Below are 26407 nucleotides of genomic sequence, written 5' to 3' on the forward strand. Positions count from 1 at the left end.
ATGGGCATCGAAGTCAAAGTCCCGGCACTGGGCGAAAGCATCACCGAAGCGACGCTCGGCGCGTGGCTGAAGAAGCCGGGCGATGCGGTCGCGGTCGATGAGCCGGTGGCCAGCCTCGAGACCGACAAGGTGTCGGTCGACGTCCCCTCGCCCGTCGCGGGGGTGTTCGGCGAAGCGCTGGTCGCCGAGGGTGACACGGTGAATGTCGGCGCGGTGATCGCGACGATCGGCGAGGGCGGCGGCGCTGCTGCGGCCCCAGCCGAAAAGGCTCCGGAAGCTGCCCCGGCAGCAGCGGCTCCGGCCGCTCCCGCCAATGAAGGCGTCAGCGACGATCAGGCCCAGGCGCTGCGTCTGTCGCCCTCCGTCCGCCGCGCGGTGCAGGAAAGCGGTGTCGACCCGGCCGGCCTCACCGGCTCCGGCCGCGACGGTCGCTTGACCAAGGAAGACGTGACCAAGGCCAAGGCGTCGCCCGCGCCTGCTCCGACTGCTGCTCCGGCTCCGGCCCAGGCCACTGCTCCGGCCGCTCCGAAGGGCGAACGCAGCGAGGAGCGGGTCAAGATGACCCGCCTGCGCCAGACCATCGCCACGCGCCTCAAGGATGCGCAGAACACCGCCGCGTTGCTGACGACGTTCAACGACGTCGACATGACCGAGGTGATCGCGGCGCGCACCCGCTACAAGGATCTGTTCGAGAAGAAGCACGGCATCCGCCTCGGCTTCATGGGCTTCTTCACCAAGGCGGTCGCCTTGGCCGCGCGTGACGTCCCGTCGGTCAACGCCCGGATCGAGGGCGACGAGATCGTTTATCACAATTACCTCGACGTCTCGGTCGCGGTGTCGGCGCCCAAGGGCCTGGTCGTGCCGGTGGTCCGCTCCGCCGACCAGATGAGCTTCGCCGAGATCGAGCAGGCGATCGCCGGCTTCGGGCAGAAGGCCAAGGCGGGCACGCTCACCGCCGAAGACATGAAGGGCGGCACTTTCACCATCTCCAACGGCGGCGTGTTCGGCTCGCTGCTGTCGACCCCGATCATCAACCCGCCGCAGAGCGCCGTGCTTGGCCTCCACCGGATCGAGGAACGCCCGGTCGTCAAGGACGGTCAGATCGTTGCCCGCCCGATGATGTACCTCGCCTTGTCCTACGACCACCGCCTGGTCGACGGCCGCGAGGCGGTGACGTTCCTGGTGCGGATCAAGGAAGCGATCGAAGATCCGACGCGCCTGCTGATTGACCTCTGATCGTCGCGGGAGGCCCGCGTACCTATATACACTGATGTCCCGGCCTTCGCCGGGGCGACGAGGATGATATGGCTGACTACGACTACGACGTTCTGGTGATTGGCGCCGGCCCTGGCGGCTATGTGGCCGCGATCCGCGCTGCGCAGCTTGGGCTGAAGACTGCCTGCGCTGAAAGCCGCGAGACGCTGGGTGGCACCTGCCTCAACGTCGGCTGCATCCCGTCCAAGGCGCTGCTCCACGCGTCCGAGCTGTTCGAGGAAGCCGCCCACGGCCACATGGCCAAGTGGGGCATCACCGGCCAGTTCAACATCGACATCCCGACCATGCAGAAGGGGCGGGTCGAGGCGGTCGAAGGGCTGACCAAGGGCATCGAGTTCCTGTTCAAGAAGAACAAGGTCACCTGGCTCAAGGGCCTCGCCAAGTTTACCGGTGCCGATACCGTCGAGGTCGCCGGCCAGACCGTTCGCGCCAAGAACATCGTGATCGCCACCGGCTCCTCGGTCACCCCGCTACCGGGCGTTACGGTCGACCAGGAGCGCATTGTCGATAGCACCGGCGCGCTTGAGCTTCCGGAAGTCCCGAGCCACCTCGTCGTCATCGGCGGGGGCGTGATCGGGCTCGAGCTTGGCAGCGTGTGGCGCCGGCTTGGCGCGCAGGTCACCGTGGTCGAATATCTCGACCAGATCCTGCCCGGCATGGACGAAGAGATCCGCAAGGAATCGAACAAGATCTTCAAGAAGCAGGGCTTCACCTACAAGCTCGGCACCAAGGTCACCGGCGTCCAGCGCAACGGCGACGCGGTCACGGTTACCGTCGAGCCCGCCAAGGGCGGTGCGGCCGAGACGATCGAGGCCAGCCACGTGCTCGTCTCCATCGGCCGGCGCCCCAACACCGACGGACTGAACCTCGAGGCCGCCGGGCTCCAGCTCAACGCCAAGGGCCAGGTCGAGACCGACCACAGCTTCCGCACCGCGGTGCCGGGCGTGTGGGCGATCGGCGACGTGATTCCCGGCCCGATGCTCGCCCACAAGGCCGAGGACGAGGGCATTGCGGTGGCCGAGAACATCGCCGGCCTGACCGGCATCGTGAACCACAACATCATTCCGTCGGTGGTCTACACCACGCCGGAAATCGCCGGCGTCGGGCTGACCGAAGAGCAGGCCCGCGCGGGCGGCGAGGTCAAGGTCGGCAAGTTCCCGATGATGGCCAACAGCCGCGCCAAGACCAACGGCGAGCCCGACGGGCTGGTCAAGGTCATCGCCGACGCCAAGACCGACCGCGTGCTGGGCGTGTGGATGATCAACAATCTGGCGGGCACGATGATCGCGCAGGCCGCGCAGGCGATGGAATTCGGCGCCACGTCCGAGGACATCGCCTACACCTGCCACGCCCACCCGACCCACGCCGAAGCGTTCAAGGAAGCGGCAATGGCGGTGCAGGGCAAGCCGATCCACATCTGAGACATGGTGGGGCTCCGGTCGCGGCCGGAGCCTAGCTGCCGCCCTTCACCCGATGCGGGCAGCCCGGCCAGCAGCAGGGCCGGCGCTTGCCCTCGCCGAGGCTTTCCAGCCCCCAGGCGATGCGCTTGGTTCGCGTTTCGACCTTCTTGGGTGAGGTCACCCAGCAGATCCACTCGTTACGCGCGAGCGGGGTGACGTCCTCCCACGTCGCCCGGGCCGCAGGCGCGCCCAACAGCGCCGCGGCGAGGTCGTCCGGCAGGTCATGCACCGTTCCACCGGAGAGGGTCGTCTGGTCGGCCATTCCCACAGTTTCACCCCAATCGAAGCGGGCATCAAGGGTGCGCTGGAAAGGACGACGCCCCGGGCTTTGGACCCGGTCGGAACCGAGTGGCGCGCCGTAACGCTTCAGTTCTGATGCTGTCCCTCCTCGAGCCACCAACCGCCGCGGGCAGCAGCAAGCTTCGCGTACAGCTGACCTATTGGTGGCGGCACCGCCGGCTGGCGCAATTGCAGAAGCCGATGCTGTTCACCGAATGGGTGCAGCATCGCAAATTGCACGACCGCGACCCCCGGCTCCCGGCGCTCGCCGACAAGGTCCACGCCAAGACGTTCGTCGCCAAATCGCTGGGCGATCAATGGGTCACCCCGACCTTGTGGGAGGGCACCAGCCTGCCCGCCGAGCCTGTCTGGGACTTTCCCTATGTGGTCAAGGCGCGGCACGGGTGCGGCCAGTTCCGGGTGGTCCGAACCCGCGATGATCATGCCGAAGCGGTCGAGCAGTCGCAGCGCTGGATGCGGCAAAGCTATGGCGCGTGGCTCGACGAATGGCTGTACGGCGAGATCGAACGCGGGCTGCTGGTCGAGCCCTACATCGGCGAGGAAGCGACGCTTCCCGTCGACTACAAAATCTTCGTGTTCGGCGGCCAGGCGCGCTTCATCCAGGTCCATCTCGGCCGCGGCGAGGACCATCGCTGGATCGTGTTCGATCCCGACTGGAACCGGGTGTCGCCGCCGACCGACGATCCCGACCCCGCCCGCCCCGAGACCCTCGGCGCGATGCTGGCCGCGGCCGAGCAGCTCGCCGCCGGCTTCTGCTTTGTCCGGGCCGATTTCTACGAGATCATGGGACAACCGAGGTTCGGGGAACTGACCTTTTATCCGGGCAGCGGTCTGGAAAAGGTCGAGCCGCCCCGCCTCGACCTGCTGATGGGCCTGCTGTGGAGCGCGGCCTTGCCCCGCTGGTTGGAGCCGATGGGACTGCTCACGGCTTGACGCGCCAGGCTGCTCTTTATCGCAAGCCCCCGGTGCCGTAGCACCCTGCCCATGACCTTTCGCGCGACGCTTCGCCGCTGGCACATCTGGCTCGGCTGGCTGGTCGGGGTGCCGTTCCTGTTCTGGGCGCTGTCCGGCCTGATCATGGTGTGGAAACCGATCGAGGAAGTGCGCGGGACCGACATCCTCGCTCCGCTTCCCCCGGTCGTGCTGAACGTCCCCGCGGTGCTGCCCTCCGTCGTCGCCGGCCTGCCGCTGGCCAAGGTCAGCCTTGAGCAGCGCGCGGCGGGACCGCGCTGGGTGATCGAGGTACGTGGCGGTCCGACCCGGCTTGCCGATCCCACTACAGGACGTCTTCTTGCGCCGCTAAGCGCCGCCGATGCCTCAGCCGAGGTGCTCGCGCGCTGGCGCGGGGAGGCCACGATCACCGCGGTTCACCGCACCAGCGCCAACGACCCGCCGCTCGAACTGCGTCGCCCGGTCGCGAGCTGGCAGGTCGACATGAGCGATGGCACCCACCTTTTCGTAGCCGCTGACAGCGGAGCGATTGTCGCCACCCGCACCCGCTGGTGGCGCTTCTACGACATGATGTGGGGCCTCCACATCATGGACCTGAAGGGGCGTGAGGACACCCACCATCCGACGCTGGTCGCCTTTGCCGCGATCAGCCTGCTGACCGTCCTGCTGGCGCTGGTCCTGCTGCCGCTTTCAATCAAGCGCCGCCGCTCCTAGATCGGGCCGCATGGGATATGAAACCGAGCTGAAGCTCTTCATCGACGGCGCGTGGCGCCAGGGCGAGGGCGACATGTCGCCCGTGATCAATCCGGCGAGCGGCGACACCATCGCCGAACTGCACCTCGCCAGCACTGCCAACATTGACGAGGCGCTGGCGGCGGCCGGGCGGGCCTGGCCGGCGTGGCGCGCGCTCGATGTCGAGAAGCGCGGGGCGATTCTCCACAAGGCGGCGAGCCTGCTTCGCGAGCGGGCCGAGAGCATCGGTCGCCTGCTGACGCAGGAACAGGGCAAGCCGCTGGCCGAAGCGATCGGCGAGGTTACCGGCGCGGCTGGAATGTTCGACTATTTCGCCGAGGAAGCCAAGCGCAGCGGCGGGCGCGTGCTGGTCCGTCCCACCGGGCAGCGCTCGATCGTCATTCCGCAGCCGGTCGGCCCAACCGCGACCTTCACGCCGTGGAATTTCCCCATCTACCTGCTTGCGAAGAAGGTCGCGGCAGCGCTGGCGGCGGGATGCACCGTCATTTCCAAGCCGCCGGAGGAAACGCCCGGCTGCACCGGCGCGCTGGCCAGGGCGCTCGATGATGCCGGCATCCCCAAGGGCGTATTCCAGCTGGTGCACGGTGTTCCCGACGCGGTGTCGCGCCAGCTGATCGGAAGCCCGATCATCCGCAAGATCAGCTTCACCGGTTCGACTGCGGTCGGCAAGCATCTGATGAAGCTCGCCGCCGACGGCATGAAGCGCATCACCATGGAGCTGGGCGGTCACGCGCCGGTGCTGGTGTTCGACGATTGCGACCTCGACAAGACGCTCGACATGCTGGTCCCCCAGAAGTTCAGGAATGCCGGGCAGGTCTGCGTGTCGCCGACCCGCTTCTTCGTCCAGGAAGGGATCTACGACGCCTTCGCCAAGGGGTTCGCCGAGCGCACCCGCGGGATCACGGTGGGCAACGGTCTCGACGCCGACACGCGGATGGGTCCGCTCGCCAATGGGCGGCGGCTCCCAGCGATCACCGAACTGGTCGATGACGCCAAGGCCAAGGGTGCCCGCGTCCTGGCCGGAGGCGAACCGGGCAAGGGCGGCTTCTTCTTCCAGCCGACGGTGCTGGCCGACGTCCCCGACGACGCGCAGGCGATGAACGTCGAGCCGTTCGGTCCGGTCGCGCTGATGCGTCCCTTCGCCAGCGAAGACGAAGCGCTGCAGCAGGCCAATCGCCTGCCTTATGGCCTCGCCGCCTTTGTCTTCACCGAGAATGGCCGCCGCGCCAATCGCATCGGCGACGCGATTGAGAGCGGGATGGTGGGCATCAACACCTTCGCCATCTCGGTCGCGGACGCGCCATTCGGCGGGATCAAGGAAAGCGGCTTCGGCAGCGAAGGCGGGGCGGAAGGTCTCGCCAGCTACCAGGTGACCAAGGCCATCCACCAGGCTTGACCCCCGGTGCGGGCGGCTCCACATGCCGCCCGCCCACGTGCTCGGGCGAACGCACTCCCCCAAGAGGAAGCGAATGCCCGAGATTGCCCTGTTGTACGAACATCCCTTGTGGTTCGAGCCGCTCTTCGCCGCGCTCGATCGCGGCGGCGTCGATTATGTGAAACTCGCTGTCGGCGACCACCGTTTCGATCCCGCCGCCTCGCCGCCGCCCGCGCCGGTCATCTTCAATCGCGTCGCCATGTCGAGCTTCCTGCGCGAGCCTGAGCATCCGCTCTTCTACACCGCCGCGCTGCTCGACCATTGGCGCGGGCAGGGGGCCACGGTCCTAAATGGACCCGAGGTGATGGCAATCGACAGCAGCAAGGCGCGGCAGTTGTCGCTGCTCGGCCGGCTGGGCCTCGCCACCCCTCGCACCCGCGTCGTCCACCGCGCCGCCGATCTTGCCAAGGCAGCCGAGGAGATCGGCTATCCTTTGCTGGTCAAAGCCGATGTCGGTGGCTCGGGGGCCGGGATCATGCGCTTCGACAGCGCGGGGGAACTGGCCGCGGTGGTCGCCGCCGGCGATGCGCCGCGCTCGGTCGACCAGGTGCTGCTGGTGCAGGAAGCGGTGCCGGCCCGGGACGGGGTGATCTGGCGGCTGGAAACTCTGGGCGGACGCTTCCTGTACGCGATCGAGGTAGCCGGAGCGGGCCAGTTCGACCTGTGCCCGGCCGATGCCTGCCGCGACGAGCGCGGGGCTATCCTGATGCGCGCCTTCGACCCGCCAGCCGAGATCGTCGCTGCGGCCGAGCGGGTGGCGGCGGCGATGGGGATGAACGTCGGCGGGGTCGAAGTGATGGTCGACGAACGCGATGGGACGGCGAAATTCTACGACATTAATGCCCTGTCGAATTTCGTCGCCAAGCCCACCGAAGTGCTCGGTTACGATCCGCACGACAATCTGGTGGAATGGCTCAAAGGCAGGATCGCGGAGGCACGAGCATGAGGTTCGGTTACTGGATGCCGGTGTTCGGCGGTTGGCTCCGCAACGATCCCGACGAGGGCCCCTCGGCCAGTTGGGAAGCGGTGCGCGACCTGACCTTGCGCTCGGAGGAAGCCGGCTGGGACCTGTCCTTGATCGCCGAGCTGTTCCTCAACGACATCAAGGGCATCGAGCAGCCCGCGCTCGACGCGTGGAGCACTGCCGCCGCGCTTGCCGCGATCACCTCGAGCATCGAGCTGATGGTCGCCGTCCGCCCCAACTTCCACCATCCGGCGCTGCTCGCCAAGCAGGCCGCCAACATCGACCGGATCAGCGGCGGGCGGCTGGCGCTTAACGTCGTGTCGAGCTGGTGGAAGGAGGAAGCCGAGCAATATGGCCTCGCCTTCGACCAGCATGACGACCGCTACGCCCGCACTGCCGAATGGCTGACGGTGGTCGATGGCCTGTGGCGCGAGGAGCGGTTCAGCTACGACGGCGATCGCTATCAGCTCAAGCAGGCGATCGTTTCCCCCAAGCCCGTCCGCCGTCCGGTCGTCTACGCCGGCGGCGAAAGCGATGCGGCCAAGACCCTGATCGCGCGCCAGTGCGACGCCTATGTCATGCACGGCGATCCGGTCGAGGCGATCGCGCCCAAGATCGCCGACATGCGCAACCGTCGCGAGCAGGCGGGCGGAGCGCCGATGCCGTTTGGAATGGCCGCCTACGTCATCGTCCGCGACAGCGAGGCCGAAGCGCAGCGCGAGCTCGAGCGGATCACCGCCATGCCGGCTACCCCGCCGCCTGGTTTCGCCAACTTCGACCAATGGTTGTCCGGCACCGAGCTCGAGCGGACGCTCAAGCTGCAGGAGTATAGCGTGTCGAACCGAGGGCTCCGTCCAAACCTGGTCGGAACGCCCGAGCAGGTCGCCAATCGCATCCGCAGTTACGAGGCGATCGGGCTCGATCTCCTGCTGCTCCAGATGAGCCCGCAGGCAGAGGAAATGGACCGGTTTGCGGGCACCGTGATGGCGCCGATGCGGGCCGGCAAATTGTAGCCGTGACCCGAACCGGTACAGTCTTTGGGCTTAACCAATTTCGCTAAGGAGCGGGGTCTTTGCAGGGGCGTTGGTGAGGCGCATAAACATTCTCGTAACCATTCTGACTCCGCAGGCCCCACTTGAGCGCTCCGTTCCGTTTTCCGAAATTCTTCGTCACTTCGCCGGCGCCTTGTCCGTATCTTCCGGGCAAGATCGAACGGAAGGTGTTCACCGAATTGTCGGGCCACCACGCCGGTGAGCTGAACGAGGCGCTCGGCCGCATCGGCTTCCGCCGCTCGCAATCGGTGGCCTACCGGCCGAGCTGCATCGATTGCCAGGCCTGCGTCTCGGTCCGCGTGGCGGCGAACGAATTCACTCCGACCGCAACCCAGCGCAAGCTGATGCGGCGGCATGCCGACCTCGAGGTCAGTGCGTGCAAGCCCTGGACCACCGAGGAGCAATTCGAACTCCTTCGTCGCTACCTGGCCGTCCGCCACCCCGGCGGAGGCATGGCCGAGATGGACGACAACGACTTCGCCGACATGGTCGAGCAGACCCCGGTCCGCACCTATGTCGTCGAATATCGCGAGCCGTCGGTAGACGGCCGCCCCGGCCGCCTGGTCGGCGCCTGCCTCAGCGATCAGCAGAGCGACGGTCTCAGCATGATCTACAGTTTCTTCGATCCCAACCTGACGGATCGCAAGGGGCTGGGGACCTTCATCATCCTCGATCACATCCAGCGCGCATCCCGCGCGGGCCTGCCCTACGTCTATCTCGGCTATTGGGTCGAGGGATCCGAGCGGATGGCCTACAAGGCCAAATTCCGCCCGATGGAGCGGCTCGGCCGCGACGGCTGGAAGAGGTTCGAGCCGCAAATATTAACCCCTGTTGCTGCAGTAGGTGGCACCGCTGCATGATCCGTTGCGTCTGCACCACTGGTAAGATGCTCCAAAATGACGCAAACAGGGAAAGAATCTGGGGGAAGTGGAATGCGTAACTGGCTTTTAACGGCGGCGGTTTGCCTGCTGGGCATGGCAAGTCCGGCCAGCGCGGCGCTGACGCAGCTGACGATCTCCGGTACCGCAACGGGGACGCAGACGATCATCAAGTGCCCACCGGGCGCACCGACGAGCTGCTTCACTTCCTATCCGAGCGGCAACCTCACGCAGTCCTATGCCGCAAACTTCAGCCAGACGATCCTGCCGATCGACCTGAAGGAAGGCGACAACTCCTTCACCTACGGTTCGGTAGGGACAATTGGCTATTATTCGGGGATCATCAATTTCTCGGGCGGCGTGCTGACCGGTCGCAACCTGTTCTACTCGTACGAGGATCCCGGCGTTCGTACGATCACGCTCAACAGCAGCTACATCAATGCCTCGGCGCGGTCATTCTCGGTGGCAGCGGTCACCGCCGTGCCGGAGCCGGGCACCTGGGCGCTGATGCTGGTCGGTTTCCTGGCGGTGGGCTCGGCGCTTCGCCGGAAGCCCAGGCGGACATTGCTGCCCGCCTGACACTCAGCCTTCAGGCGACCGCCGCCTCGGGCAGGTCGATGTCGACTTCGCCCGCATCGCGCAGGACATAGCCGCGGCCCCATACCGTCTCGATATAATTGTCGCCGCCGCAGGCGAGGCTGAGCTTCTTGCGCAGCTTGCAGATGAAGACGTCGATGATCTTGAGTTCGGGCTCGTCCATCCCGCCATACAGGTGGTTGAGGAACATTTCCTTGGTCAGCGTGGTGCCCTTGCGGAGCGAGAGCAGCTCCAGCATCGCATATTCCTTGCCGGTCAGATGCACGCGGGCGCCATCGACCTCGACCGTCTTGGCGTCGAGGTTGACCGCCAGCTTGCCGGTCCGGATGACGCTCTGGCTATGGCCTTTGGAGCGGCGGACGATGGCGTGAATGCGGGCAACCAGTTCGTCGCGGTGGAACGGCTTGGTCACATAGTCGTCGGCGCCGAACCCGAGCGCACGGACCTTGCTGTCCATCTCGCCGATGCCCGACAGGATCAGCACCGGGGTCGCGACCTTGGCGGTCCGGAGCTTCTTCAGCACGTCATAGCCGTGCATGTCGGGCAGGTTCAGGTCGAGGAGGATGATGTCGTAATCATAGAGTTTGCCGAGATCGAGGCCTTCTTCCCCAAGGTCGGTGGTGTAGACGTTAAACCCCTCGGTCCCGAGCATGAGCTCAATGGACTTGGCGGTGGTCGGTTCATCCTCGATCAGCAGAACGCGCATTATGTCTATCCCCCGTTCGAGAGCCAGCGAAGCCTAACGCGGCTTAACGGCCCTGAAGGTCAAGTTAACCATTCGCGGTGTCGCCTGAAAAGGTTAACATGACCTAAACGAAGGGATTGCATCGGAATCGTTGCGCGGTTGCATCAGTTTTCCACAGGCCCACTGGTCCGCCGAAGATGAACAAGGTCACAAAGGTCACTGGTGGCGGGGGTTCGATCTGCGCGACGAAAGCTGCCGGCGCGGGGGAGAAAATCGAAAACGGGCAGGCGGGCAATTGCATCGACAAGGATAGACCAGCCGAAATCCTATTTTGCAAGGAGGGTGCGGCGAGGCGCGGAAACCTCTAGGGCTGGCCCATGCAGCAGCTTCTTTCCTCCTACATCCTGTTCATCGACGGCGAGGCGTTCGTGCTCGACAAGCCGGCCGGCCTGCCCGTCGACACGCCCAAGCGCGGCGGGGAGAGCATCGAGCGGCGGCTCGACGAGCTGCGGTTCGGGTTCAAGCGGTTTCCGACCGCGATGCACCGGCTGGACCAGGATACGTCGGGCTGCCTGGTGTTCGCGCGGCATCCGGCGGCGCGGGCCAAGATCCAAGGGGCATTCGAAGCGGGCGCGGTGGAGAAGACCTACCTGGCGCTGCTGGCCGGAACGCTGGACGGAGAGGAAGGCGAGATCGACCTGCCGCTTGCCAAAAAGAGTTCGGCCGAGGCCGGGTGGAAGATGATCGGCGATCCCAACGGGCAACGCGCGGTGACCCGCTGGCGCAAGCTGGGGACGCGCGATGGCCGGACCCTGGTCGAGTTCCGGCCGCTGACCGGGCGCACCCACCAGATCCGCGTCCATGCCCGCGAGGGGCTGGGCGTGGGGATCGTCGGCGACCGGGTCTATGGCACGCCGGGCGGGCCGATGCTGCTGCATGCCAGCCGGCTGGTGGTGCCGCGCGGGAGCAAGCCACCGATCGACGTGACCGCGCCCCTGCCCGAGCATTGGGGTGAGTGGGCGAGCATGGTGCCACAAGCCGTCGTCCCGGCGGAGCCCGTCCTTAGCGCCGTCGAAGGGGCCGGGGCCTCAGGCGATGTTGTCGCACCCTCGAACGAGGTCCCGGCCTACGCCGGGACGACGGAAGACACCGGCACGACGAGCGCAGCTGAAGCCGAAGTTGGTGATGAAGGCTGACGAGGTCGACCTGCCCGAACAGGCGCTGAGCGAGACGTTCCTCGCCAGCACCGGACCTGGCGGGCAGAACGTCAACAAGGTGGCGACCGCCTGCCAGCTGCGCTGCGACGTCTATGCCCTCGGCCTGCCGCTTCACGCCTATGAGAAACTGAAGATCCTGGCGGGAAGCAAGCTCACCCAAGGCGGCGAGCTTGTGATCACCGCACGCACCCATCGCAGCCAGGAAGCCAATCGCGAGGAAGCCCGCCGCCGCCTGCGCGAGCTGATCGCCGAAGCCTATCACCGCGACGCCCGGCGCCGCCCGACCAAGCCCAGCCGCTCCGCCAAGGCCAAACGGGTCGACACCAAGAAGGGCCGCGGCGCAGTCAAGGCGATGCGCGGGCGGGTCAGCGTGGACTAAGAGTCGTTATGTCGGCTTTCGACCCAATGCGGAGATTTCTGTCTCGTCCGCTAATCGCATTTCCAAAACAAATCCTGCCAGCCGATCACCCGCGCGCGGACGTTCGTTTAGCCAAGCAGCTATGTCTGCTCACGGCCTTGCGGGCATACATCGGAGGTTCGCCTTCAAGCGCGAATTGCAATTCACGGGGATGGCTTCCGAAGCGTGATCAACCACATATCCGGGACAGCGCCAATTCGTAGGGGCAGGATGCTGGTGCCAAGTCCGGCGCTGACCACTAGCGTTTTTCCATTCTCCTTCACAATCCCGCACCCGTAGCGTGCACCATATTGCGAAGCGTAGGATTTCGCGCCGATCAAGGGCAGTCTGATCTGGCCACAGTGAGTATGGCCGGCCACCATCAGTCGAATGCGTGACGGGAGATTGGGAAAAGCGTCTGGGCTGTGCGACATGAGGATGGGCAAACCGCGTGTCGTGCCCATTGCGTCCAAGGTCTTCCCGATATCTTCGTGGCCGGTGAGCCTATCGTCCAAACCGCCTATGGAAAGCGGTCCCGCCGACACTGCGCTGTTGTCGAGGACCCGGATGTCCGCGTTCTTCAACGCGCGACGAGCGGCAGCGGCGTTGCGCCAGTGGTCGTGGTTGCCCAGGACAGCAAACACCCCGAGCCTGCTTTGAAGACGAGCGAGCGGAGCAATTGCCTCTTGAAGTGAGTAGATGCGCGTTGCCGGCAGCTTGTCGCTCACAAGGTCGCCGGTAATGACGACGACATCAGGCTTGAGCGCGTTGGCCTGATTGACGATGCGCCGCAGCCGTGATGGCGGCATGTCCGGACCCGCGACATGAATGTCGGTCATCAGCAGCACACGAAGCTGAGCAGAGGTTGCATCGAGCGGAAGCAAGGCGAGTTCTACCTCGCGTACGACTGGATCCGAGATCGCCGTCCAGTAGGCCCAGCCGAGCACCGCCAGTCCAGCGCCGACGGTCAGCAGTATGATCCGAACGATTTTCAAGTGTCGAGGTCTGCAACACGACTGAGCAAGCGGCGACTGACCTAGCTGCTAATCTCCGCAATAGATCAATTGCTGATGCGTTTCAGCGATTGGGTCGCGACGTGCCCCCGACTTTCTTCCGCCGCCCTTCGCGAAGGAAAATCGCGCCGGCAAGTAAGCGGCAGGAACCACCACCGGCCGTTACGGTTGCGAACCGTATGACAAAGCATTTCCGAGCTTCCGAAGAGCCGCGCTGGTCCGCCAAGGTGATCGCCGCGCGCGACATGACCTATGCCGACGGGCCGTCGGAGGATGACGACCGGCCGCCGCACGTCCGCGCGGCTTCGGGCCTCAGCGCGTTTCGCGAATATCTGGCGGTGATCCAGGACGATGCCAATTGGCTGGCGCTGATCGATGCCGACCAGCAGGTCACCGCCGTGCCGCTGCCGCCCAGCCCGGCGGGCGACCGCGTGTTCAGCAAGAAGCGCGGCAACCAGGCCGACAAATATGACCTGGAGGCGTGCGTCACGGTGGCGAGCGGCGAGCAGGAGGAGCTGGTCGGCTTCTCCTCGGGATCGCGCGAAGAACGGCAGTGGGTGCTTCGCGTCAAGGAGGCGGGCGGAGGTGACTATGAGGCCGAATTCACGCCGGCCCCGGCCTTTTACACAGCGATGGCCGCCAACCGGGCGTTCAGCGGCGCAGGGCTGAACATCGAGGGCGCGCTGTCGCTCGACGAGGATCGCATCCGCCTTTTCCAGCGCGGCAATGCCGAGGCCAGGGACGGTGCCGAGGCGATCGATGCCACCGCGGATTTTTCCTGGACCGAGCTGTGCGAGCATCTCGGCGCGCCGGACAAGCAGCCTCCGCCCGCGCTGGGCAACATCCGGACCTATGACCTGGGCACGCTAGCCGGGGTGCGGCTGACCTTTTCCGATGCCGAGCACCTGGGCGGCGGGCGAATGCTCTATTCCGCTTCGGCCGAGGACCCCGACAGCGGGGAGATCAGGGGGTCGGTGCTGGGAATCATCGAGGCCGACGGCAGGGCCCGCTGGACCCACCTGTCCGACCAGGACGGATCGCCCTTCAACGGCAAGATCGAGGGGCTGACGGTCGACGGCAAGGACCCAGGCAAGGTCTATTTCGTGATCGATGACGACGACGAGGATACGCCCTCGCGCATCTTCCACGCGCGGGTCAGCGAAGAGATGATCAGCGGGCGTTCGGGTTGAACCATTGGCGGTGGAGGGGTGGGCTTGGCTGACGCCTCCGCCCTGTTCCTTGCCGCCGCCGCGGGGCTGGTCGGCGGGGCGATGAATGCGCTGGCGGGCGGAGGCACGTTCGCGACGTTGCCGGCACTGATCGCCCTGGGGCTGCCCGCCAACATCGCCAATGCGACCAGCAACGTCGCGCTGCTGCCTGGCGCGGCGACCAGTGCCTGGGCATTTCGCGACGAGCTAGGGCCGGTGGCGGGCCTGTCGGTGCGGGTGCTGGCCGGGCTGACCTTCGTGTTCGGGCTGGTCGGAAGCTTGGCTCTGGTGCTGACCCCGTCCGAGACGTTCGACATCATCATCCCCTGGCTGCTGCTGTTCGCCTTCGCGGTGATGGCGCTGGGCAAGAGTGCGGCCGACTGGCTTCACAGCCGGGTCAGCATTGGGCGGCCGACCTTGCTGACTGCGCAGGCGCTGCTGGGTGTCTACGGCGGCTATTTCGGCGGGGGCGTGGGGCTGATCACCACCGCGCTGTATGGCCTGCTGGCGAACATCCGCCCGCGCGAGCTGTTCGCGATCCGCACCGCGATGCTGGCGGTCGCCAACCTGGCAGCGACCTTGGTGTTCATCGGCTTTGCGATGGTGTGGTGGTGGGCCTGCGTTCCGATGCTGGCGGGGTCGATCGCCGGCGGGTGGCTGGGTGCGAAGCTGGGCAAACGATTGTCTGCGAGAGCGGTACGGTGGTGGACCCTGGCGGTGACGGGCGGGACAACTGCCGTCTTCTTCGTGCGCGCCTACGGCTAAGGAAGGGCTTGCGCCCGCCCACGTTTAGGGGTGCCCTGCCGAGGCTCGGGTCAGGGAGTCGGCAGATGCGCGATCTTGCACTTGGATTCAGCGTGGCGGTGATGGCGGCGGCTCCGGCGGCGGCGCAGCGAAGCGTTCTGGTGGCGGCGGAGCCGGTGGTGAATACGCCAAGCGGTATGCAGGCGTGGAAGATCCGCTATCTCAGCCGTGACGACCGGGGGGTGCAGCGCGAGCTGACCGGGATGGTGGTCGCCCCCCGCGAGGCGATCCCGGCGCGGCCCCGGCGGGTGCTGGCCTGGACCCACGGCACCTGGGGCGCCGCCCAGCAATGCGCGCCGTCGGCCAGCCCGCGCTTCTTCGAGCTGACGCCCGCGCTGGACGCGGTCCGCAATGGCTATGTCGTGGTAGCGCCCGATTACCCTGGGCTTGGCAAACCCGGGCCGCATCCGTATCTGGTCGGCACGGTGACTGCCCGCTCGGTTCTTGACGCGGTGCGGGCGGCCCAGGGCATTGCCGGCGCCGCGGCGGGTAGCAGCTATGCGGTGTGGGGCGAAAGCCAGGGTGGCCATGCCGCCTTGTGGACCGGCCAGTTGCAGGGCGTCGATGGCGCAGGCCTCAGCCTGGTTGGGGTTGCCGCGGGCGCGCCGCCGACCGACCTTGCCGCCAATCTGCGCCAGGCGAGCGACGCCAGCGCGCGGGCCTTTCTGACCGCGCTCGCGACCGACAGCTGGAGCAAATATTACCAGGTGCCGCTGCGGCTGGGACGGGCGCGGACGCCGGGGATCATTCAGCGGATGGCGCGCAATTGCGTGAGCGTCGATTCGACGCCGAAGCTTGGCGCACTTCTGGGGATCTTGGCGCTGCGGCAGGACCTGGCGAAAGTCGACCTGGGGCGCACGCCGCCGTGGTCGTCTTATGCCGCGGCCAACAGCACCAGCCCGGTCAGCCGGGTGCCGGTGCTGTTTGCGCAGACGCAGGGCGATCCGCTGGTCGCGCCGGCGGTGACCCGGGCGTTCGCGCGGCGGATGTGCGCCAACCGGGTGCGGGTGAGGTGGATCGACCTGCCGGGCAAGGATCACGCGACCACGGCCAAGCAGAGCGCGGCGGCGACGCTGGCGTGGATCGACCAAAGATTCGCGGGTGCCCAGGCGCCGGACGATTGTGGGCGTTTCTGAACCGGGGAGAAAAATATGCGAATGATCGTGATGGGCGCGCTGGTGATGATGGCGGGCGGCGCGGCGGCATCGACGCCGGCGGCGTGGGCGCAGATGGATCGGCAGGTGACGCGGGCGTGCATCGCCGCGTCGGGGCTTAAGCAGGCCAAGATCATTCCCGACAAAGCGAGTTTCTCGGACCGGGTGCCGGTCGAGCTGCGGATCGTCGAGGGCTATAACCGCGGCAACGTGATCGACGTGAAGCTGTGCGCCTACGACCGCCGGACCAAGCGCGCGACCACGGTCGAGGGCGTCGGCCGGCTGGGCGTCAATCGCCGCTGAGCTGTTCGCCCTCGGCGCGGAAGGGGACGATCGGGCGGCCGACGTCCCCTTGTCCGACGGTGCGGCCGGCCATTTCCAGCATGCGCTCCAGGGGCACGCGGGCGCGGTCCATCAGCTCGGGCTCGAGCTCGATCCGCGGCTCGAGGTCGCGCAGGGCGACGTAGAGCTTTTCCAGGGTGTTGAGCGCCATGTAGGGGCACATGTTGCAGTTGCAGTTGCCGTCGCCGCCGGGGACGCCGATGAAGGTCTTGTCCGGAGCAGCCTTTTCCATCTGGTGGATGATGTGAGGCTCGGTCGCGACCAGGATCACCTCGGCCGGTGAAGCGATGGCGAAGTCGAGGATCGAGCGGGTGCTGCCGACATGGTCGCTATGATCGATGATGTGCGGCGGGCATTCGGGGTGCGCGGCGACCGGGGCGCCCGGATATTGCGCCTTCAGCTTCAGCAGCTCGGTCTCGGAGAAGGCTTGGTGGACGATGCAGATGCCCGGCCACAGCAGCATCTCGCGCCCGGTCTTGCGCGCGAGATAGCCGCCGAGGTGGCGGTCGGGGCCGAAGATGATCTTCTGGTCCTTGGGGATCTGGGCGAGGATGGCGTCGGCGCTGGACGAGGTGACGATGATGTCGCTCTGCGCCTTCACCGCGGCCGAGCAGTTGATGTAGGTCAGCGCGATATGATCCGGATGGGCGGCGCGGAAGGCCGCGAACTGATCGGGCGGGCAGCTGTCCTCGAGGCTGCAGCCGGCGTCCATGTCGGGCAGGATCACCGTCTTTTGCGGTGACAGGATCTTCGCCGTCTCAGCCATGAAGCGGACGCCGCAGAAGGCGATCACGTCGGCGTCTGTCGCCGCGGCCTTGCGGCTGAGGTCGAGGCTGTCTCCGACGAAGTCCGCCAGGTCCTGAAGCTCGGGCTTCTGGTAGTAATGCGCGAGGATGACGGCGTTCCGCTCCTCCTTGAGGCGCTGGATTTCGGCCAGGAGGTCGGTGCCGACGGGGGGACGGAGAGGTGCGGTCATGGGGCCTCAGATAGGCTCAGCGTGGGCGATCCGCCAGCACCTGCTCGATCGAGCGGCTGACGTCCCAGCGTTCGCCGTCGCGGACCCCGGTGGCGGGGGTGATGACGCGTACGGTGATGGGTCCGAGGCCGGCGGCTTCAAGCGGGGTCCGGGCAAGGGCGGCGACGACTTTTTCGGCATTTTTCTGCGCCGCGGCGAGGTTGGCGGGCTCGGCCGCGACCTCACCGGCCTTGGCTGTGGCTAGCTGCGAGGCGCGGCGCGCGAGATTGGCCGAGGCACCGCGGGTGACGAACAGGCCGCTGGTGCCGGCGACGGCGCGGTTGGCCTCGTCGATATTCGGAGCTTCAGGCGTCACGGTCGGCACGCGGATGGTTAGGGTGCGGGCGCCCGGCTCCCACCGGTAATCGTCGGCGCCGACGTCGGACAGATTCAGCGTGTAGCCGACGCTGTAGGGAACGGTCGCTTTTTGCGAGGAGCGGAGGAGCGGCGTGGCGCCGGGGTCGACGACGGTAACGTCGAGCGTGCCGTTGATCTCCCCGACCTTCAGCGCGGCCTTGTTCGAGAAAGTGGCGGACAGGACGCGGACGATGCCCTGGGCCTGGGCCAACTGCTCTTCGACCCGGCGCTCCTCGGCGCGCTTGTCCTGCCACCAGAATATTCCACCGATCAGCCCAAGGGCGATCAGCAGTAGCGGCCAATAGCGTTTCAAACCTTCCATGTGCCGCCAACGCAGGTAACGGCCCCGCGCTCCTCCAAGGTGATGAGGTGCGCGAGTGCGGTCGCTTCGGCGGCGGGGCGCAGGCGGGGGTCGAGCGCCGGATAGGCGCGCAGTGTCAGGTCTGCGAGTGGCGCGGGGGCCTCTCCAATCAGGCGCAGCAATTGTCGCTCACGCTGGACGCGGTGGGTCAGCATGCCGCGCAGCAGGCGCTGGGGGTCCTCGACCGGTTCGCCATGGGCGGGGTGATAGAGCGTTTCGGTGCGGGCCTGCAGCTTCTGGAGGCTGGCCATATAGGCACCCATGTGGCCGTCGGGCGGGATGACGACGGTGGTCGACCAGCCCATCACATGGTCGCCGCTGAACAGCCGGTGCCCCCACGCGAAGCACAGGTGGTTGGAGGTGTGACCGGGGGTGTGAACGGTTTCGAAGGCCGCGCCCGCAAGCTCGATCGTCTCGCCATCGGTGAGGATGCGATCGGGCGCATAGCTGGTGTCGAAGCCGGCTTCCTGATTGCCGGGGACGACCAGCGGCGCGCAACCCCAGACGGGTGCTCCCAGCCGTTCGGACAAGGGCGCGGCAGCCGGGCTGTGGTCACGGTGGGTATGGGTGACGAGGATCGCCTCGACCGGGCGGCCGGCGATGGCTTCGACCAGCGCATCGAGATGGACCGGGTCGGCCGGACCGGGATCGACAATGGCGAGCCGCTCGGTGCCGATCAGGTGCAACCAGGTGCCCTCGCCGGTGAAGGGCGAAGGATTGGGCGCGAGCAGGCGGGCAAGGCCGTCCCCGAGGGGATAGAGGATGCCGGGCGTGTGGGTCACCGCCGCGGCAGTGACAGAGCCACGCCCGACGGGCAACTCACTCGTTGACGGGGAGCTTGGCGATCGCCTCGTTGATCGCAAGGGCGATACGGGTCCGGGTTTCCTGCGACAGGTTGGGATCGGCCTCGATCCGCTTGGCGACCTCGGGAAGCTGCCGTGCTTTCGACACGTTGCTGCTGCCACCCTTGGCGCAGATCATCACGCGGGTCTTCTTGCCATCCTTGTCGGTCGCCTCGCTGTCGACCTTGGCGCCGTCGTCGCAAGACAGCATCGCAACCTTGGTGCCTGGGGCGCCGGGTTCGCGCAGGATGCGCACCTCGCGGCGTTCGCCGGGCTTGCCGGGCGCGATATCGACGATGCGGACATGGCGTTCGGGGTGGCTTCCGACCGCCGCGCGATCGCCGCTGCGGACGATCACGATCTCGCGGCGCTCTTCCTTTCGCTTGGGATCGGTAGCCTTGCCGTCGCGGTCGCTGTGAATGACGATCTCGCGAATGACTGTCTCTCCCGGCTGGGATGGAGCCGGGGCGGGCGGGACGGGCGTGGCGGCCTGAACGGCGGCGAGCATCAAGAAGGCGATCATCAGCAGTTCCCCCTGCCTGTGAGTAACGCGCCAATGATCATCATGCCCCGGTTAAACGGGGGATGAACGGGGGTTCAGACTTCGACCAGCGATCCGGCAGTGGCGACATCCGGCAATTGCCGGGTGGCGGCGCGGGCGAGGGCGTGGGGGATGATCGTCCCGAACAGCTTTTCCATGCTGTGCGGCCAGCTGTATTCACCCGCGACATAGGCCCGGCCGCGCTCGCCCATCGCGCGGTGATCGGAAGCGAGGACGGACTGGATGTTGGCGGCCATCGCGGCGACGTCGGCGATCGGTCCGAGCAGGCCCATGCCGGGAAGCACACGCTCAGGCATCGCCCCGCCGTTCACGCCGACCACCGGCAGGCCCGAGGCCTGGGCCTCGATCACGGAGACGCCGAAGGTCTCGTTGGGCATGGCCGAGGCGTAGAGGTCGGCGCTGGCGAGGTAGCGCGCGAGCGTGGCGCGGTCGGTGACGAAGCCCGGGGTGATGATGCGCGGGTCGCCGAGCGCTTCGAACTCTTCCTTCTGAGGTCCTTGGCCGAGCAGCACGATCCGGGCGCCGACGCTTTCCGGCAGGGTGCGAAACGCCTCGACAATGATGTCGGGACGTTTCTCGATGTCCATTCGCCCGACGTAAATCAGCAGGGGCTGATCGTCGGACAGGCCGAGCGAGCGGCGAAGTTCGGGATCGCGGCGGTCTGGGCCGAAGTCGGCGAGATCGACGCCCAATGGCAGGATCTGGACATCCTCGACGCCGAGCGAGCGCAGCAGGTGGCCGCCGCCAGCCTCGGACAGGGCGTAGACGCAGTCGAACTGGCGATAGAGCTTGCCGCAATAATCGTAGCACAGCTTGCCCGCGGCGCGGCCGATCGTGCTGCCGAGCGCCTTGGAAATGGGTCGCTCGGCATAGACGTTGGGAAAGTCGGTCATGTAGCCGGCGACCAGCGCGGTCCCCGGGTGTGCCTTGCGGTGCGCGGTCGCGGCCCACGGCAGATTATACGCATCCTGACACTCGATCACGTCGGGACGGTAGCTGGCGAGTGCCTTGCGTACCGCGCCGTTGCGCAGGAGCAGCCGGTAGTTCGGACTGAACGGGACGCTCGGGCTTTTCAGCCAGACGGTGATCGCGCGGCCGCCGTCGCTTTCCTCGATCGCGTCGGAAGCCGCAGGGAGGATCATCAGGTGAGTATGAGGCGTGTTGGCGACAATGTGCGCGCGCTTGGCCCGGAGATAGGTGCCGACCCCGCCGCCGACCGCCGACCAGCTTTGTGTCAGGTCACACAGCAGCAGCGGCCGGTCGGCGGCAGGGGGTGGAAAATCGGCGTTCACGACGCCAGCCAATGCACCGGCCGGGGTAAAGTGCCAAGCGGGCGCATGGCTGTCGGAAAGCTTGACACTCGAGCCCGGCGAAAAGCGCCTTGCTCAGAAGGAAATGGCTGAAATCCGCCACCCGGCAGAAACTGGCACGGGCACTGCATCAGTGATGCTGTCCACTTTGGTTCCACGCCAAACAGAGGGGCGGCAAGGCGGTTTCTGGTCCAGCCTCGCCGCCCCTTTTTGTTTGCGAACATGGAGCCGGGGCTCACGCGTCGGCCGAAACCATCGTCTTCAGCTCGCCGCTTTCGAACATCTCCATCATGATGTCCGATCCGCCGACGAACTCACCCTTCACGTAGAGCTGGGGAATGGTCGGCCAGTCGCTATATTCCTTGATGCCCTGGCGGATTTCCTGATCCTGGAGGACGTCGACCGTCTCGTACGGCGTGCCGAGATGTTCGAGGATGGCGATCGCCCGGCTGGAGAAGCCGCATTGCGGGAACAGCGCGGTGCCCTTCATGAAGAGGACGACGTCGTTGCCCTTGACCAGGGCGTCGATGCGCTCGTTGGCGTTGCTCATATTACTTGCTCCTGAGGGGCGGCGGTGGTCAGCTGGAGGGCGTGGAGTTCGCCTCCCATCCGGCCACCCAGCGCGCGGTAGACGAGTTGGTGCTGGCGGACCCGCGGCAGGCCGGCAAAGGCCGCGCTGGTGACGGTGGCGGCATAATGGTCGCCGTCGCCGCGCAGGTCGATAATCTCGATCCTGGCGTCGGGGAGGGCGGCGCGGATCAGCGCTTCGATGTCGTCGGCGGCCATCGGCATGAGGATCAGCCCTGCGCTTCCATCAGCTGGCGGCGGGCGTCGACGGTCTTGTCGGCCAGCGCCTGGCGGATGGCGGCGTCGTCGATCTCGATATTGGCCGCCGTGAGGTCGCCGAGGATCTTGCGGATGACGTCCTCGTCGCCGGCTTCCTCGAAATCGGCGCGGACGACGTCCTTGGCATAGGCTTCGGCTTCAACCGCCGACAGCTTCATCAGGCCGGCAGCCCAGTGTCCGAGGAGCTTGTTGCGCCGAGCGATGACCCGGAACTTCATCTCCTCGTCATGCGCGAACTTGGTTTCAAAGGCCCGTTCGCGATCGTCGAAGGTGGTCATGTCCGCTCCCACTGAAGGTATCAGCCGGGAGATAGGCGCGGGCGCCGCGAGTGGCAATGCGGCGTCGCGGCCGGCAGGGCGAGGCAAACCCCATCCCGCCGGCCCGTGAAGGCTTAGGGCATCACCACCGTGTCGATGGCGTGGATCACGCCGTTTGACGCGTTGACGTTTGCAGTGACGACATGGGACATGCCGCCCTTGGCGTCGGTCAGCATGATGCGGCTGCCCATCAGCAAGGCCTTGAGCGTCCCGCCCTGGACCGTGGTGAGGGTGGCGGTGCCGCCGCCGTCACGGATGAGCTTGGTCAGCTGGGCGGCGTTCACCCGGCCCGGAACCACGTGATAGGTGAGGACCGAGGTCAGCGTCGCCTTGTTGGCGGGCTGGACGAGGGTCTCGACGGTGCCGGCCGGAAGCTTGGCGAAAGCGGCATTGGTCGGGGCGAAGACAGTGAAGGGGCCCTTGCCACTCAGCGTGGTGGCGAGGTCGGCGGCGGTGACCGCGGTGACCAGGGTCGAGAAGTCGGGATTGCCGACGGCGACTTCGACGACGCTGCGGCCGGGGGCCTTGGTGTGATGATCGGCGGCGGCGGGGGCCGCAACGAGGGCGAGGCCGGCGAAGGCGGCGAACAGGGCGGTTGTGCGCATGGGGGTGCGAGCTCCAGTTGGTTGTCACTCCGGCAACGCTGCCGGACCCCATAGGTGGTGTGCTGATACCCGCGCTTTCAGATGGCCTTTGGTCCTAGCGGGCGGAGGCGGGGGCGATGTCGAAGTGCAGCACGCGCTCCTCGCTCCCCAGCTTGCGATAGAGGGCGACGGCGGGTTCGTCGGGCGGATCGGCCTGGACGAAGATCATCCATGCGCCGACCGCCGCGGCATGGTCCTGCAGCGTTGCGATCAAGGCGGTGGCGATCCCGCGGCGGCGGTGCGCTTCGTCCACGGCCAGATCGTAGATGTAGAGCTCGCTTCGGGCCTGCTCGAATTTGGGCAGTTCGTAGGCGGCGAGCGCGCCCAGCATCGCCTCCCCCTCGACCGCGACCAAGGCGACGAAGCATGGGTCGGCGAGGCGCTCGCGGACGTAATCGTCGGGCGGCGGCGCGCTTTCGTAGCTGGCGGGATCCTCGAAGGCGGCGGAGAAGAGGAGATTCATCGCCCGGAAGCGGGGCAGATCGCAGGATGCGAGGCGGACGATCTCCACCGCTCAGCCGATCTCCACCACCACCTTGCCGATCACCTGACGCGCGGCGAGCGAGGCGATGGCATCGCCGCCCTTGTCGAGCGAGTAGGTGGCGCTGACCCGGGGACTGATCTTGCCCTCGTCCCACAGCGCGAATAGCTCCTCGACATGGGCCTGGTTGGCCTGCGGATCGCGCGCGGCGAAGGCGCCCCAGAACACGCCGCGCACGTCGCACGACTTGAGCAGGGTCAGGTTCAAGGGCAGGCGCGGGATGCCGGCGGGGAAGCCAACCACGAGGTAGCGGCCTTCCCAGGCGATGGCGCGCAGCGCGGGCTCGCAATAGTCGCCGCCGACGGGATCGTAGATGACGTCCGCGCCCTTGGGGCCGACCGCGGCCTTGAACTGCTCGGCCAGCGCCTTGCTGGCGTCCTTGTCGAAGGGTCCGCGGGGATAGACGATCGCCTCGTCGGCGCCGGCGTCGCGGGCGGCTTGCGCCTTATCCTCGTTGGAGACGGCGGCGACGACGCGGGCGCCGCGGGCCTTGCCGAGTTCCACCGCCGCGAGGCCGACACCGCCGGCCGCGCCCAGCACCAGCAGGGTCTCGCCGGCCTTCAGTTGCCCGCGGTCCCACAGCGCGTGGATCGAGGTGGCGTAGGTGAGGAGCAGCGCCGCACCTTGCGCGAAGCTGCGGCTGTCGGGCAGGCGGAAGGCCGACGCGGCGGGAATGACGATCTGTTCGACGAGGCCGCCGAAGCCGGGGACCGCGATCAGCCGATCGCCGACCGACCAGCCATTCACCCCTTCGCCCACATGAAGCACTTCACCCGCGATCTCGCCGCCCGGCGCGAACGGGCGGGGCGGGCGCATCTGATACTTGTCCTCGATGATCAGGACGTCGGGGAAGTTGATGGCGGCGGCGCGGACCCGGACCAGCAGGTCGCCGGGGCCGGGTGCCGGCTCGGGCAAGTCGGAGAGCTGGAGCGTGTCGGGGCCGCCTGGAGCGGTGCTGAGCAGGGCTTTCATGGCGCCGGTTCTAGCCCGGCGGCAGGCCGCCGCCTAGCGCGTGCGGCGGCGATAATCTTCGGCGATCTGCGGGCCGGTCATACCGTCGAAGGTAGTGCGGAGCAGGGCCTCCGGGTCGGCCGAATAGCGGCGGCTGCCGACCGAACCGAGCGCGCTGTCGAAGGCAACGCGGTCGGCGGGGTCCAACTGCTCGCGCGCTGCCGCGGTGGTGGCGGCGAAGCGTTCGGGAGAAGAGCCGTCGATGGTGACGGGCGGCGCCTCGGGCGCGCAGCCCGCCAGGAAAAGCAGGGGGAGGAGGCGGCGAACCGCCTCAGCCCTCGTACTGCGCCGTGGTCTTCTCGCGCACTTCCTCGGGCGTCACACCGGGAGCAATCTCGATCAGCCTGAACGGGCTGGCGTGATCGGAGCGCTGAAAGACGGCGAGGTCGGTGATGATCATGTCGACGACGTTGCAGCCGGTCAGCGGCAGGGTGCATTCGGGGATGAATTTGGGGCTGCCGTCCTTGGCATTATGCTCCATCACCACGATGATCTTCTTGACGCCCGCGACCAGATCCATCGCGCCGCCCATGCCCTTGATCATCTTGCCCGGGATCATCCAATTGGCGATGTCGCCGCCCTGGCTGACCTCCATCGCGCCGAGCACCGTGAGGTCGATATGCCCGCCGCGGATCATCGCGAAGCTGTCGGCCGAGCTGAAATAGACCGACGAAGGAAGCTCGGAGATGGTCTGCTTGCCGGCGTTGATGAGGTCGGCGTCTACTTCGTCCTCGTACGGGAACGGCCCGATGCCGAGCATGCCGTTCTCGGACTGGAGGGTGACTTCCAGACCCTGCGGGATGTGATTGGCGACGAGGGTCGGAATGCCGATGCCGAGGTTCACGTAGAAACCGTCGCGCAGCTCTTTGGCGGCGCGGGCGGCCATGTCGTCACGGGACCAGGGCATCGTCAAACCTTCTTTGCTGAGAGCGCGGACCAGGCGCGCCAGGTGCCGATCGCATAAGTGAGCCCGAACACCAGGACAATCAGCGATGTCCAGAGCATGAAGGTCGAGGAGCGGCCGGGTTCGGTAAAGCGCTGGGGATCAACGATCATCAGTCCGCGCGCCAGGTAGATCGCACTGATGATGATGAGCGCGGTTCGCATCAGCGGAAGGCGGCGGATCAACCCGGCACCCGCGAATGCATAAGCGCCCCAGATCGCGAGAATGACTGCGATGCCAGCAGTGATGTACGCAAGTGCCGGGTTGCCGCGTTCCAAGGCCCCTATCAACGGTTCGGGAGCCCCTACAGCGCGATACCATGCTGGTCCGCCCGCAATGCAAGCGAGATGAAGCAATGCTGCGGCAATGCTCAACGAACCGGCAATAAGCAGCCAATTGTTGCGGGAGATCATGCCGGCTCACGCTGGCGGACGGTGCGGAACTCGATCTTCTTGTCGTAGGGGGCGCCGAGGATCAGGCGCTTCACGTAGATGCCGGGGAGGTGGATGGTGTCGGGGTCGAGGCTGCCGACGGGCACGATCTCTTCCACTTCGGCGACGCAGACCTTGCCGCTGGTGGCGGCGGGCTGGTTGAAGTTGCGGGCGGTCTTGCGGAACACGAGGTTGCCGCTCTCGTCGGCCTTCCAGCCCTTGATAATGGCAAGGTCGGCGCGGATCCCGCGTTCGAGGATATAGTCCTCGCCGTCGAAGCTCTTCACTTCCTTGCCCTCGGCGACCTTCGTGCCTACGCCGGTTTTGGTGTAGAAGCCGGGGATGCCCGCGCCGCCGGCCCGCATCCGCTCGGCCAGCGTGCCCTGGGGGCAGAATTCCACCTCCAGCTCGCCTGCGAGATACTGGCGCTCGAACTCCTTGTTCTCGCCGACGTAGGAGCTGATCATCTTGGCGATCTGGCGGGTGCGCAGCAGCTTGCCGAGACCTTCGTTGTCGATCCCCGCATTGTTGGACGCGACCGTCAGGCCGGTCACGCCGCTGGCGACGATCGCGTCGATCAGCCGCTCGGGGATGCCGCACAGGCCGAAGCCGCCGGCAGCGATGGTGATGCCGTCGTGGAGCAGCCCGTCGAGGGCCGCTGCGGCGTCGGGATAGATCTTGTTGGCCATGACCCCGTCTTAATCAACACGGACCGCGAGCGGCAAGTTGAAAGAGTTTTCAA

33 protein-coding genes are annotated in these 26407 nt (G+C 66.7%); 15 read left to right on the top strand and 18 right to left on the bottom strand.

Going from position 1 to position 26407, the window contains the following annotated elements:
• The gene (odhB, locus tag M1K48_RS12875; protein WP_249503604.1) at positions 1-1236 is read left to right on the top strand and encodes a 2-oxoglutarate dehydrogenase complex dihydrolipoyllysine-residue succinyltransferase; all 1236 of its coding nucleotides are present in this window, start codon (positions 1-3) and stop codon (positions 1234-1236) included.
• Positions 1237-1304: 68 nt separating this feature from the next.
• On the top strand, positions 1305-2696 hold the full coding sequence (gene lpdA / locus M1K48_RS12880; protein ID WP_249503605.1) for a dihydrolipoyl dehydrogenase: 1392 nt from the start codon (positions 1305-1307) through the stop codon (positions 2694-2696).
• A gap of 31 nt (positions 2697-2727) precedes the next feature.
• Here the strand turns inward: lpdA and M1K48_RS12885 are convergent, their stop codons facing one another.
• Positions 2728-2997, bottom strand: coding sequence for a YdeI/OmpD-associated family protein (locus tag M1K48_RS12885; RefSeq protein ID WP_249503606.1), 270 nt, complete (start codon positions 2995-2997; stop codon positions 2728-2730).
• Positions 2998-3110: 113 nt separating this feature from the next.
• Between M1K48_RS12885 and M1K48_RS12890 the strand changes: the two genes are divergently transcribed.
• The 7 genes from M1K48_RS12890 to M1K48_RS12920 all read left to right on the top strand — a co-directional run bounded on the left by M1K48_RS12890 (position 3111) and on the right by M1K48_RS12920 (position 9647).
• The gene (locus M1K48_RS12890; RefSeq protein ID WP_249503607.1) at positions 3111-3968 is read left to right on the top strand and encodes an ATP-grasp fold amidoligase family protein; all 858 of its coding nucleotides are present in this window, start codon (positions 3111-3113) and stop codon (positions 3966-3968) included.
• Positions 3969-4019: 51 nt separating this feature from the next.
• Entirely contained in the window at positions 4020-4700 is a 681-nt protein-coding gene (locus tag M1K48_RS12895; RefSeq protein WP_249503608.1) for a PepSY domain-containing protein, read from the top strand.
• A gap of 10 nt (positions 4701-4710) precedes the next feature.
• Positions 4711-6135 (top strand): NAD-dependent succinate-semialdehyde dehydrogenase, encoded by a 1425-nt coding sequence (locus M1K48_RS12900; RefSeq protein WP_249503609.1) that lies wholly within the window; start codon positions 4711-4713, stop codon positions 6133-6135.
• 73 nt (positions 6136-6208) lie between these two features.
• Positions 6209-7120: an ATP-grasp domain-containing protein gene (locus tag M1K48_RS12905; protein WP_249503610.1), complete on the top strand. Its 912-nt coding sequence runs from the start codon at positions 6209-6211 to the stop codon at positions 7118-7120.
• A complete protein-coding gene (locus M1K48_RS12910; RefSeq protein ID WP_249503611.1) occupies positions 7117-8151 on the top strand; it encodes an LLM class flavin-dependent oxidoreductase in 1035 nt (344 codons plus the stop codon). The genes M1K48_RS12905 and M1K48_RS12910 overlap by 4 nt, the downstream gene beginning before the upstream one ends.
• Before the next feature lie 122 nt (positions 8152-8273).
• Positions 8274-9050: an arginyltransferase gene (locus M1K48_RS12915; RefSeq protein ID WP_249503612.1), complete on the top strand. Its 777-nt coding sequence runs from the start codon at positions 8274-8276 to the stop codon at positions 9048-9050.
• Between the two features lie 72 nt (positions 9051-9122).
• Positions 9123-9647, top strand: coding sequence for a PEPxxWA-CTERM sorting domain-containing protein (locus M1K48_RS12920; protein WP_249503613.1), 525 nt, complete (start codon positions 9123-9125; stop codon positions 9645-9647).
• Between the two features lie 10 nt (positions 9648-9657).
• Here M1K48_RS12920 and ctrA read toward each other — a convergent pair whose 3' ends face one another.
• Positions 9658-10371, bottom strand: coding sequence for a response regulator transcription factor CtrA (gene ctrA, locus M1K48_RS12925; protein ID WP_249503614.1), 714 nt, complete (start codon positions 10369-10371; stop codon positions 9658-9660).
• Positions 10372-10727: 356 nt separating this feature from the next.
• Here ctrA and M1K48_RS12930 point away from each other — a divergent pair, with 356 nt between their 5' ends.
• Both M1K48_RS12930 and arfB read left to right on the top strand, forming a co-directional pair.
• On the top strand, positions 10728-11546 hold the full coding sequence (locus M1K48_RS12930; protein ID WP_319941176.1) for an RluA family pseudouridine synthase: 819 nt from the start codon (positions 10728-10730) through the stop codon (positions 11544-11546).
• Positions 11536-11946 carry an alternative ribosome rescue aminoacyl-tRNA hydrolase ArfB gene (gene arfB / locus M1K48_RS12935; RefSeq protein ID WP_249503615.1) on the top strand — a complete coding sequence of 137 codons (411 nt, stop codon included), beginning with the start codon at positions 11536-11538 and terminating at the stop codon, positions 11944-11946. Before M1K48_RS12930 ends, arfB begins: the two co-directional genes overlap by 11 nt.
• Positions 11947-12128: 182 nt before the next feature.
• Here arfB and M1K48_RS12940 read toward each other — a convergent pair whose 3' ends face one another.
• Positions 12129-12959 (bottom strand): metallophosphoesterase, encoded by an 831-nt coding sequence (locus M1K48_RS12940; RefSeq protein ID WP_249503616.1) that lies wholly within the window; start codon positions 12957-12959, stop codon positions 12129-12131.
• A 197-nt stretch (positions 12960-13156) separates the two neighbouring features.
• On the opposite strand from M1K48_RS12940, the gene M1K48_RS12945 reads away from it, so the two are divergent.
• The 4 genes from M1K48_RS12945 to M1K48_RS12960 all read left to right on the top strand — a co-directional run bounded on the left by M1K48_RS12945 (position 13157) and on the right by M1K48_RS12960 (position 16446).
• A complete protein-coding gene (locus M1K48_RS12945; protein WP_249503617.1) occupies positions 13157-14167 on the top strand; it encodes a DUF6929 family protein in 1011 nt (336 codons plus the stop codon).
• 18 nt (positions 14168-14185) lie between these two features.
• On the top strand, positions 14186-14950 hold the full coding sequence (locus M1K48_RS12950; protein ID WP_406696803.1) for a sulfite exporter TauE/SafE family protein: 765 nt from the start codon (positions 14186-14188) through the stop codon (positions 14948-14950).
• Between the two features lie 65 nt (positions 14951-15015).
• On the top strand, positions 15016-16125 hold the full coding sequence (locus M1K48_RS12955; protein ID WP_249503619.1) for an alpha/beta fold hydrolase: 1110 nt from the start codon (positions 15016-15018) through the stop codon (positions 16123-16125).
• Positions 16126-16140: 15 nt separating this feature from the next.
• On the top strand, positions 16141-16446 hold the full coding sequence (locus M1K48_RS12960; protein ID WP_249503620.1) for a hypothetical protein: 306 nt from the start codon (positions 16141-16143) through the stop codon (positions 16444-16446).
• Here M1K48_RS12960 and nadA read toward each other — a convergent pair.
• The 15 genes from nadA to M1K48_RS13035 all read right to left on the bottom strand — a co-directional run bounded on the left by nadA (position 16433) and on the right by M1K48_RS13035 (position 26354).
• Positions 16433-17461, bottom strand: coding sequence for a quinolinate synthase NadA (gene nadA, locus M1K48_RS12965; RefSeq protein ID WP_249503621.1), 1029 nt, complete (start codon positions 17459-17461; stop codon positions 16433-16435). The two genes, M1K48_RS12960 and nadA, sit on opposite strands and share 14 nt — an antisense overlap.
• Before the next feature lie 16 nt (positions 17462-17477).
• Positions 17478-18179, bottom strand: a complete 702-nt coding sequence (locus M1K48_RS12970) for a hypothetical protein (protein ID WP_249503622.1) — start codon at positions 18177-18179, stop codon at positions 17478-17480.
• The gene (locus M1K48_RS12975) at positions 18167-19036 is read right to left on the bottom strand and encodes an MBL fold metallo-hydrolase (RefSeq protein ID WP_319941177.1); all 870 of its coding nucleotides are present in this window, start codon (positions 19034-19036) and stop codon (positions 18167-18169) included. The genes M1K48_RS12970 and M1K48_RS12975 overlap by 13 nt, the downstream gene beginning before the upstream one ends.
• Before the next feature lies 1 nt (position 19037).
• A complete protein-coding gene (locus M1K48_RS12980) occupies positions 19038-19583 on the bottom strand; it encodes a hypothetical protein (protein ID WP_249503623.1) in 546 nt (181 codons plus the stop codon).
• Positions 19584-19657: 74 nt separating this feature from the next.
• Positions 19658-20914, bottom strand: a complete 1257-nt coding sequence (locus tag M1K48_RS12985; protein WP_249503624.1) for a glycosyltransferase — start codon at positions 20912-20914, stop codon at positions 19658-19660.
• Positions 20915-21167: 253 nt separating this feature from the next.
• Positions 21168-21482, bottom strand: a complete 315-nt coding sequence (gene grxD / locus M1K48_RS12990; protein WP_249503625.1) for a Grx4 family monothiol glutaredoxin — start codon at positions 21480-21482, stop codon at positions 21168-21170.
• Positions 21479-21724 (bottom strand): BolA family protein, encoded by a 246-nt coding sequence (locus M1K48_RS12995; RefSeq protein ID WP_249503626.1) that lies wholly within the window; start codon positions 21722-21724, stop codon positions 21479-21481. The genes grxD and M1K48_RS12995 overlap by 4 nt, the downstream gene beginning before the upstream one ends.
• A gap of 5 nt (positions 21725-21729) precedes the next feature.
• Positions 21730-22056 (bottom strand): DUF1476 domain-containing protein, encoded by a 327-nt coding sequence (locus M1K48_RS13000; RefSeq protein ID WP_249503627.1) that lies wholly within the window; start codon positions 22054-22056, stop codon positions 21730-21732.
• A 113-nt stretch (positions 22057-22169) separates the two neighbouring features.
• Positions 22170-22700 (bottom strand): fasciclin domain-containing protein, encoded by a 531-nt coding sequence (locus M1K48_RS13005; RefSeq protein ID WP_249503628.1) that lies wholly within the window; start codon positions 22698-22700, stop codon positions 22170-22172.
• Positions 22701-22794: 94 nt separating this feature from the next.
• Positions 22795-23250 carry an AAC(3)-I family aminoglycoside N-acetyltransferase gene (locus M1K48_RS13010; protein ID WP_257794150.1) on the bottom strand — a complete coding sequence of 152 codons (456 nt, stop codon included), beginning with the start codon at positions 23248-23250 and terminating at the stop codon, positions 22795-22797.
• A gap of 3 nt (positions 23251-23253) precedes the next feature.
• Positions 23254-24252 (bottom strand): NADPH:quinone oxidoreductase family protein, encoded by a 999-nt coding sequence (locus M1K48_RS13015; protein ID WP_249503629.1) that lies wholly within the window; start codon positions 24250-24252, stop codon positions 23254-23256.
• Positions 24253-24285: 33 nt separating this feature from the next.
• Positions 24286-24438 (bottom strand): hypothetical protein, encoded by a 153-nt coding sequence (locus M1K48_RS13020; protein WP_249503630.1) that lies wholly within the window; start codon positions 24436-24438, stop codon positions 24286-24288.
• 124 nt (positions 24439-24562) lie between these two features.
• Positions 24563-25198 (bottom strand): CoA transferase subunit B, encoded by a 636-nt coding sequence (locus M1K48_RS13025; RefSeq protein WP_249503631.1) that lies wholly within the window; start codon positions 25196-25198, stop codon positions 24563-24565.
• A 2-nt stretch (positions 25199-25200) separates the two neighbouring features.
• A complete protein-coding gene (locus M1K48_RS13030; RefSeq protein WP_249503632.1) occupies positions 25201-25647 on the bottom strand; it encodes a hypothetical protein in 447 nt (148 codons plus the stop codon).
• On the bottom strand, positions 25644-26354 hold the full coding sequence (locus M1K48_RS13035; protein ID WP_249503633.1) for a CoA transferase subunit A: 711 nt from the start codon (positions 26352-26354) through the stop codon (positions 25644-25646). The genes M1K48_RS13030 and M1K48_RS13035 overlap by 4 nt, the downstream gene beginning before the upstream one ends.
• Between the last annotated feature and the right edge of the window lie 53 nt (positions 26355-26407).

This window comes from Sphingomonas glaciei (genome assembly GCF_023380025.1).
In the GTDB taxonomy this organism is placed as follows: Bacteria; Pseudomonadota; Alphaproteobacteria; order Sphingomonadales; family Sphingomonadaceae; genus Sphingomicrobium; species Sphingomicrobium glaciei.

What these genes read in the sequence shown, in the direction of transcription:
- M1K48_RS12945 (WP_249503617.1), top strand. Translation starts at nt 13,157, where the DNA reads ATGACAAAGCATTTCCGAGCTTCCGAAGAGCCGCGCTGGTCCGCCAAG.
- M1K48_RS12895 (WP_249503608.1), top strand. Translation starts at nt 4,020, where the DNA reads ATGACCTTTCGCGCGACGCTTCGCCGCTGGCACATCTGGCTCGGCTGG.
- odhB (WP_249503604.1), top strand. Translation starts at nt 1, where the DNA reads ATGGGCATCGAAGTCAAAGTCCCGGCACTGGGCGAAAGCATCACCGAA.
- lpdA (WP_249503605.1), top strand. Translation starts at nt 1,305, where the DNA reads ATGGCTGACTACGACTACGACGTTCTGGTGATTGGCGCCGGCCCTGGC.
- M1K48_RS12930 (WP_319941176.1), top strand. Translation starts at nt 10,728, where the DNA reads ATGCAGCAGCTTCTTTCCTCCTACATCCTGTTCATCGACGGCGAGGCG.
- M1K48_RS13030 (WP_249503632.1), bottom strand. Translation starts at nt 25,647, where the DNA reads ATGATCTCCCGCAACAATTGGCTGCTTATTGCCGGTTCGTTGAGCATT.
- M1K48_RS13035 (WP_249503633.1), bottom strand. Translation starts at nt 26,354, where the DNA reads ATGGCCAACAAGATCTATCCCGACGCCGCAGCGGCCCTCGACGGGCTG.
- arfB (WP_249503615.1), top strand. Translation starts at nt 11,536, where the DNA reads ATGAAGGCTGACGAGGTCGACCTGCCCGAACAGGCGCTGAGCGAGACG.
- M1K48_RS12960 (WP_249503620.1), top strand. Translation starts at nt 16,141, where the DNA reads ATGCGAATGATCGTGATGGGCGCGCTGGTGATGATGGCGGGCGGCGCG.
- M1K48_RS13005 (WP_249503628.1), bottom strand. Translation starts at nt 22,700, where the DNA reads ATGCGCACAACCGCCCTGTTCGCCGCCTTCGCCGGCCTCGCCCTCGTT.
- M1K48_RS12970 (WP_249503622.1), bottom strand. Translation starts at nt 18,179, where the DNA reads ATGGAAGGTTTGAAACGCTATTGGCCGCTACTGCTGATCGCCCTTGGG.
- M1K48_RS12910 (WP_249503611.1), top strand. Translation starts at nt 7,117, where the DNA reads ATGAGGTTCGGTTACTGGATGCCGGTGTTCGGCGGTTGGCTCCGCAAC.
- M1K48_RS12885 (WP_249503606.1), bottom strand. Translation starts at nt 2,997, where the DNA reads ATGGCCGACCAGACGACCCTCTCCGGTGGAACGGTGCATGACCTGCCG.
- ctrA (WP_249503614.1), bottom strand. Translation starts at nt 10,371, where the DNA reads ATGCGCGTTCTGCTGATCGAGGATGAACCGACCACCGCCAAGTCCATT.
- grxD (WP_249503625.1), bottom strand. Translation starts at nt 21,482, where the DNA reads ATGAGCAACGCCAACGAGCGCATCGACGCCCTGGTCAAGGGCAACGAC.
- M1K48_RS12980 (WP_249503623.1), bottom strand. Translation starts at nt 19,583, where the DNA reads ATGATCGCCTTCTTGATGCTCGCCGCCGTTCAGGCCGCCACGCCCGTC.
- M1K48_RS12995 (WP_249503626.1), bottom strand. Translation starts at nt 21,724, where the DNA reads ATGCCGATGGCCGCCGACGACATCGAAGCGCTGATCCGCGCCGCCCTC.
- M1K48_RS13025 (WP_249503631.1), bottom strand. Translation starts at nt 25,198, where the DNA reads ATGCCCTGGTCCCGTGACGACATGGCCGCCCGCGCCGCCAAAGAGCTG.
- M1K48_RS12900 (WP_249503609.1), top strand. Translation starts at nt 4,711, where the DNA reads ATGGGATATGAAACCGAGCTGAAGCTCTTCATCGACGGCGCGTGGCGC.
- M1K48_RS13015 (WP_249503629.1), bottom strand. Translation starts at nt 24,252, where the DNA reads ATGAAAGCCCTGCTCAGCACCGCTCCAGGCGGCCCCGACACGCTCCAG.
- nadA (WP_249503621.1), bottom strand. Translation starts at nt 17,461, where the DNA reads ATGACCGCACCTCTCCGTCCCCCCGTCGGCACCGACCTCCTGGCCGAA.
- M1K48_RS12905 (WP_249503610.1), top strand. Translation starts at nt 6,209, where the DNA reads ATGCCCGAGATTGCCCTGTTGTACGAACATCCCTTGTGGTTCGAGCCG.
- M1K48_RS13000 (WP_249503627.1), bottom strand. Translation starts at nt 22,056, where the DNA reads ATGACCACCTTCGACGATCGCGAACGGGCCTTTGAAACCAAGTTCGCG.
- M1K48_RS12920 (WP_249503613.1), top strand. Translation starts at nt 9,123, where the DNA reads ATGCGTAACTGGCTTTTAACGGCGGCGGTTTGCCTGCTGGGCATGGCA.
- M1K48_RS12955 (WP_249503619.1), top strand. Translation starts at nt 15,016, where the DNA reads ATGCGCGATCTTGCACTTGGATTCAGCGTGGCGGTGATGGCGGCGGCT.
- M1K48_RS12890 (WP_249503607.1), top strand. Translation starts at nt 3,111, where the DNA reads ATGCTGTCCCTCCTCGAGCCACCAACCGCCGCGGGCAGCAGCAAGCTT.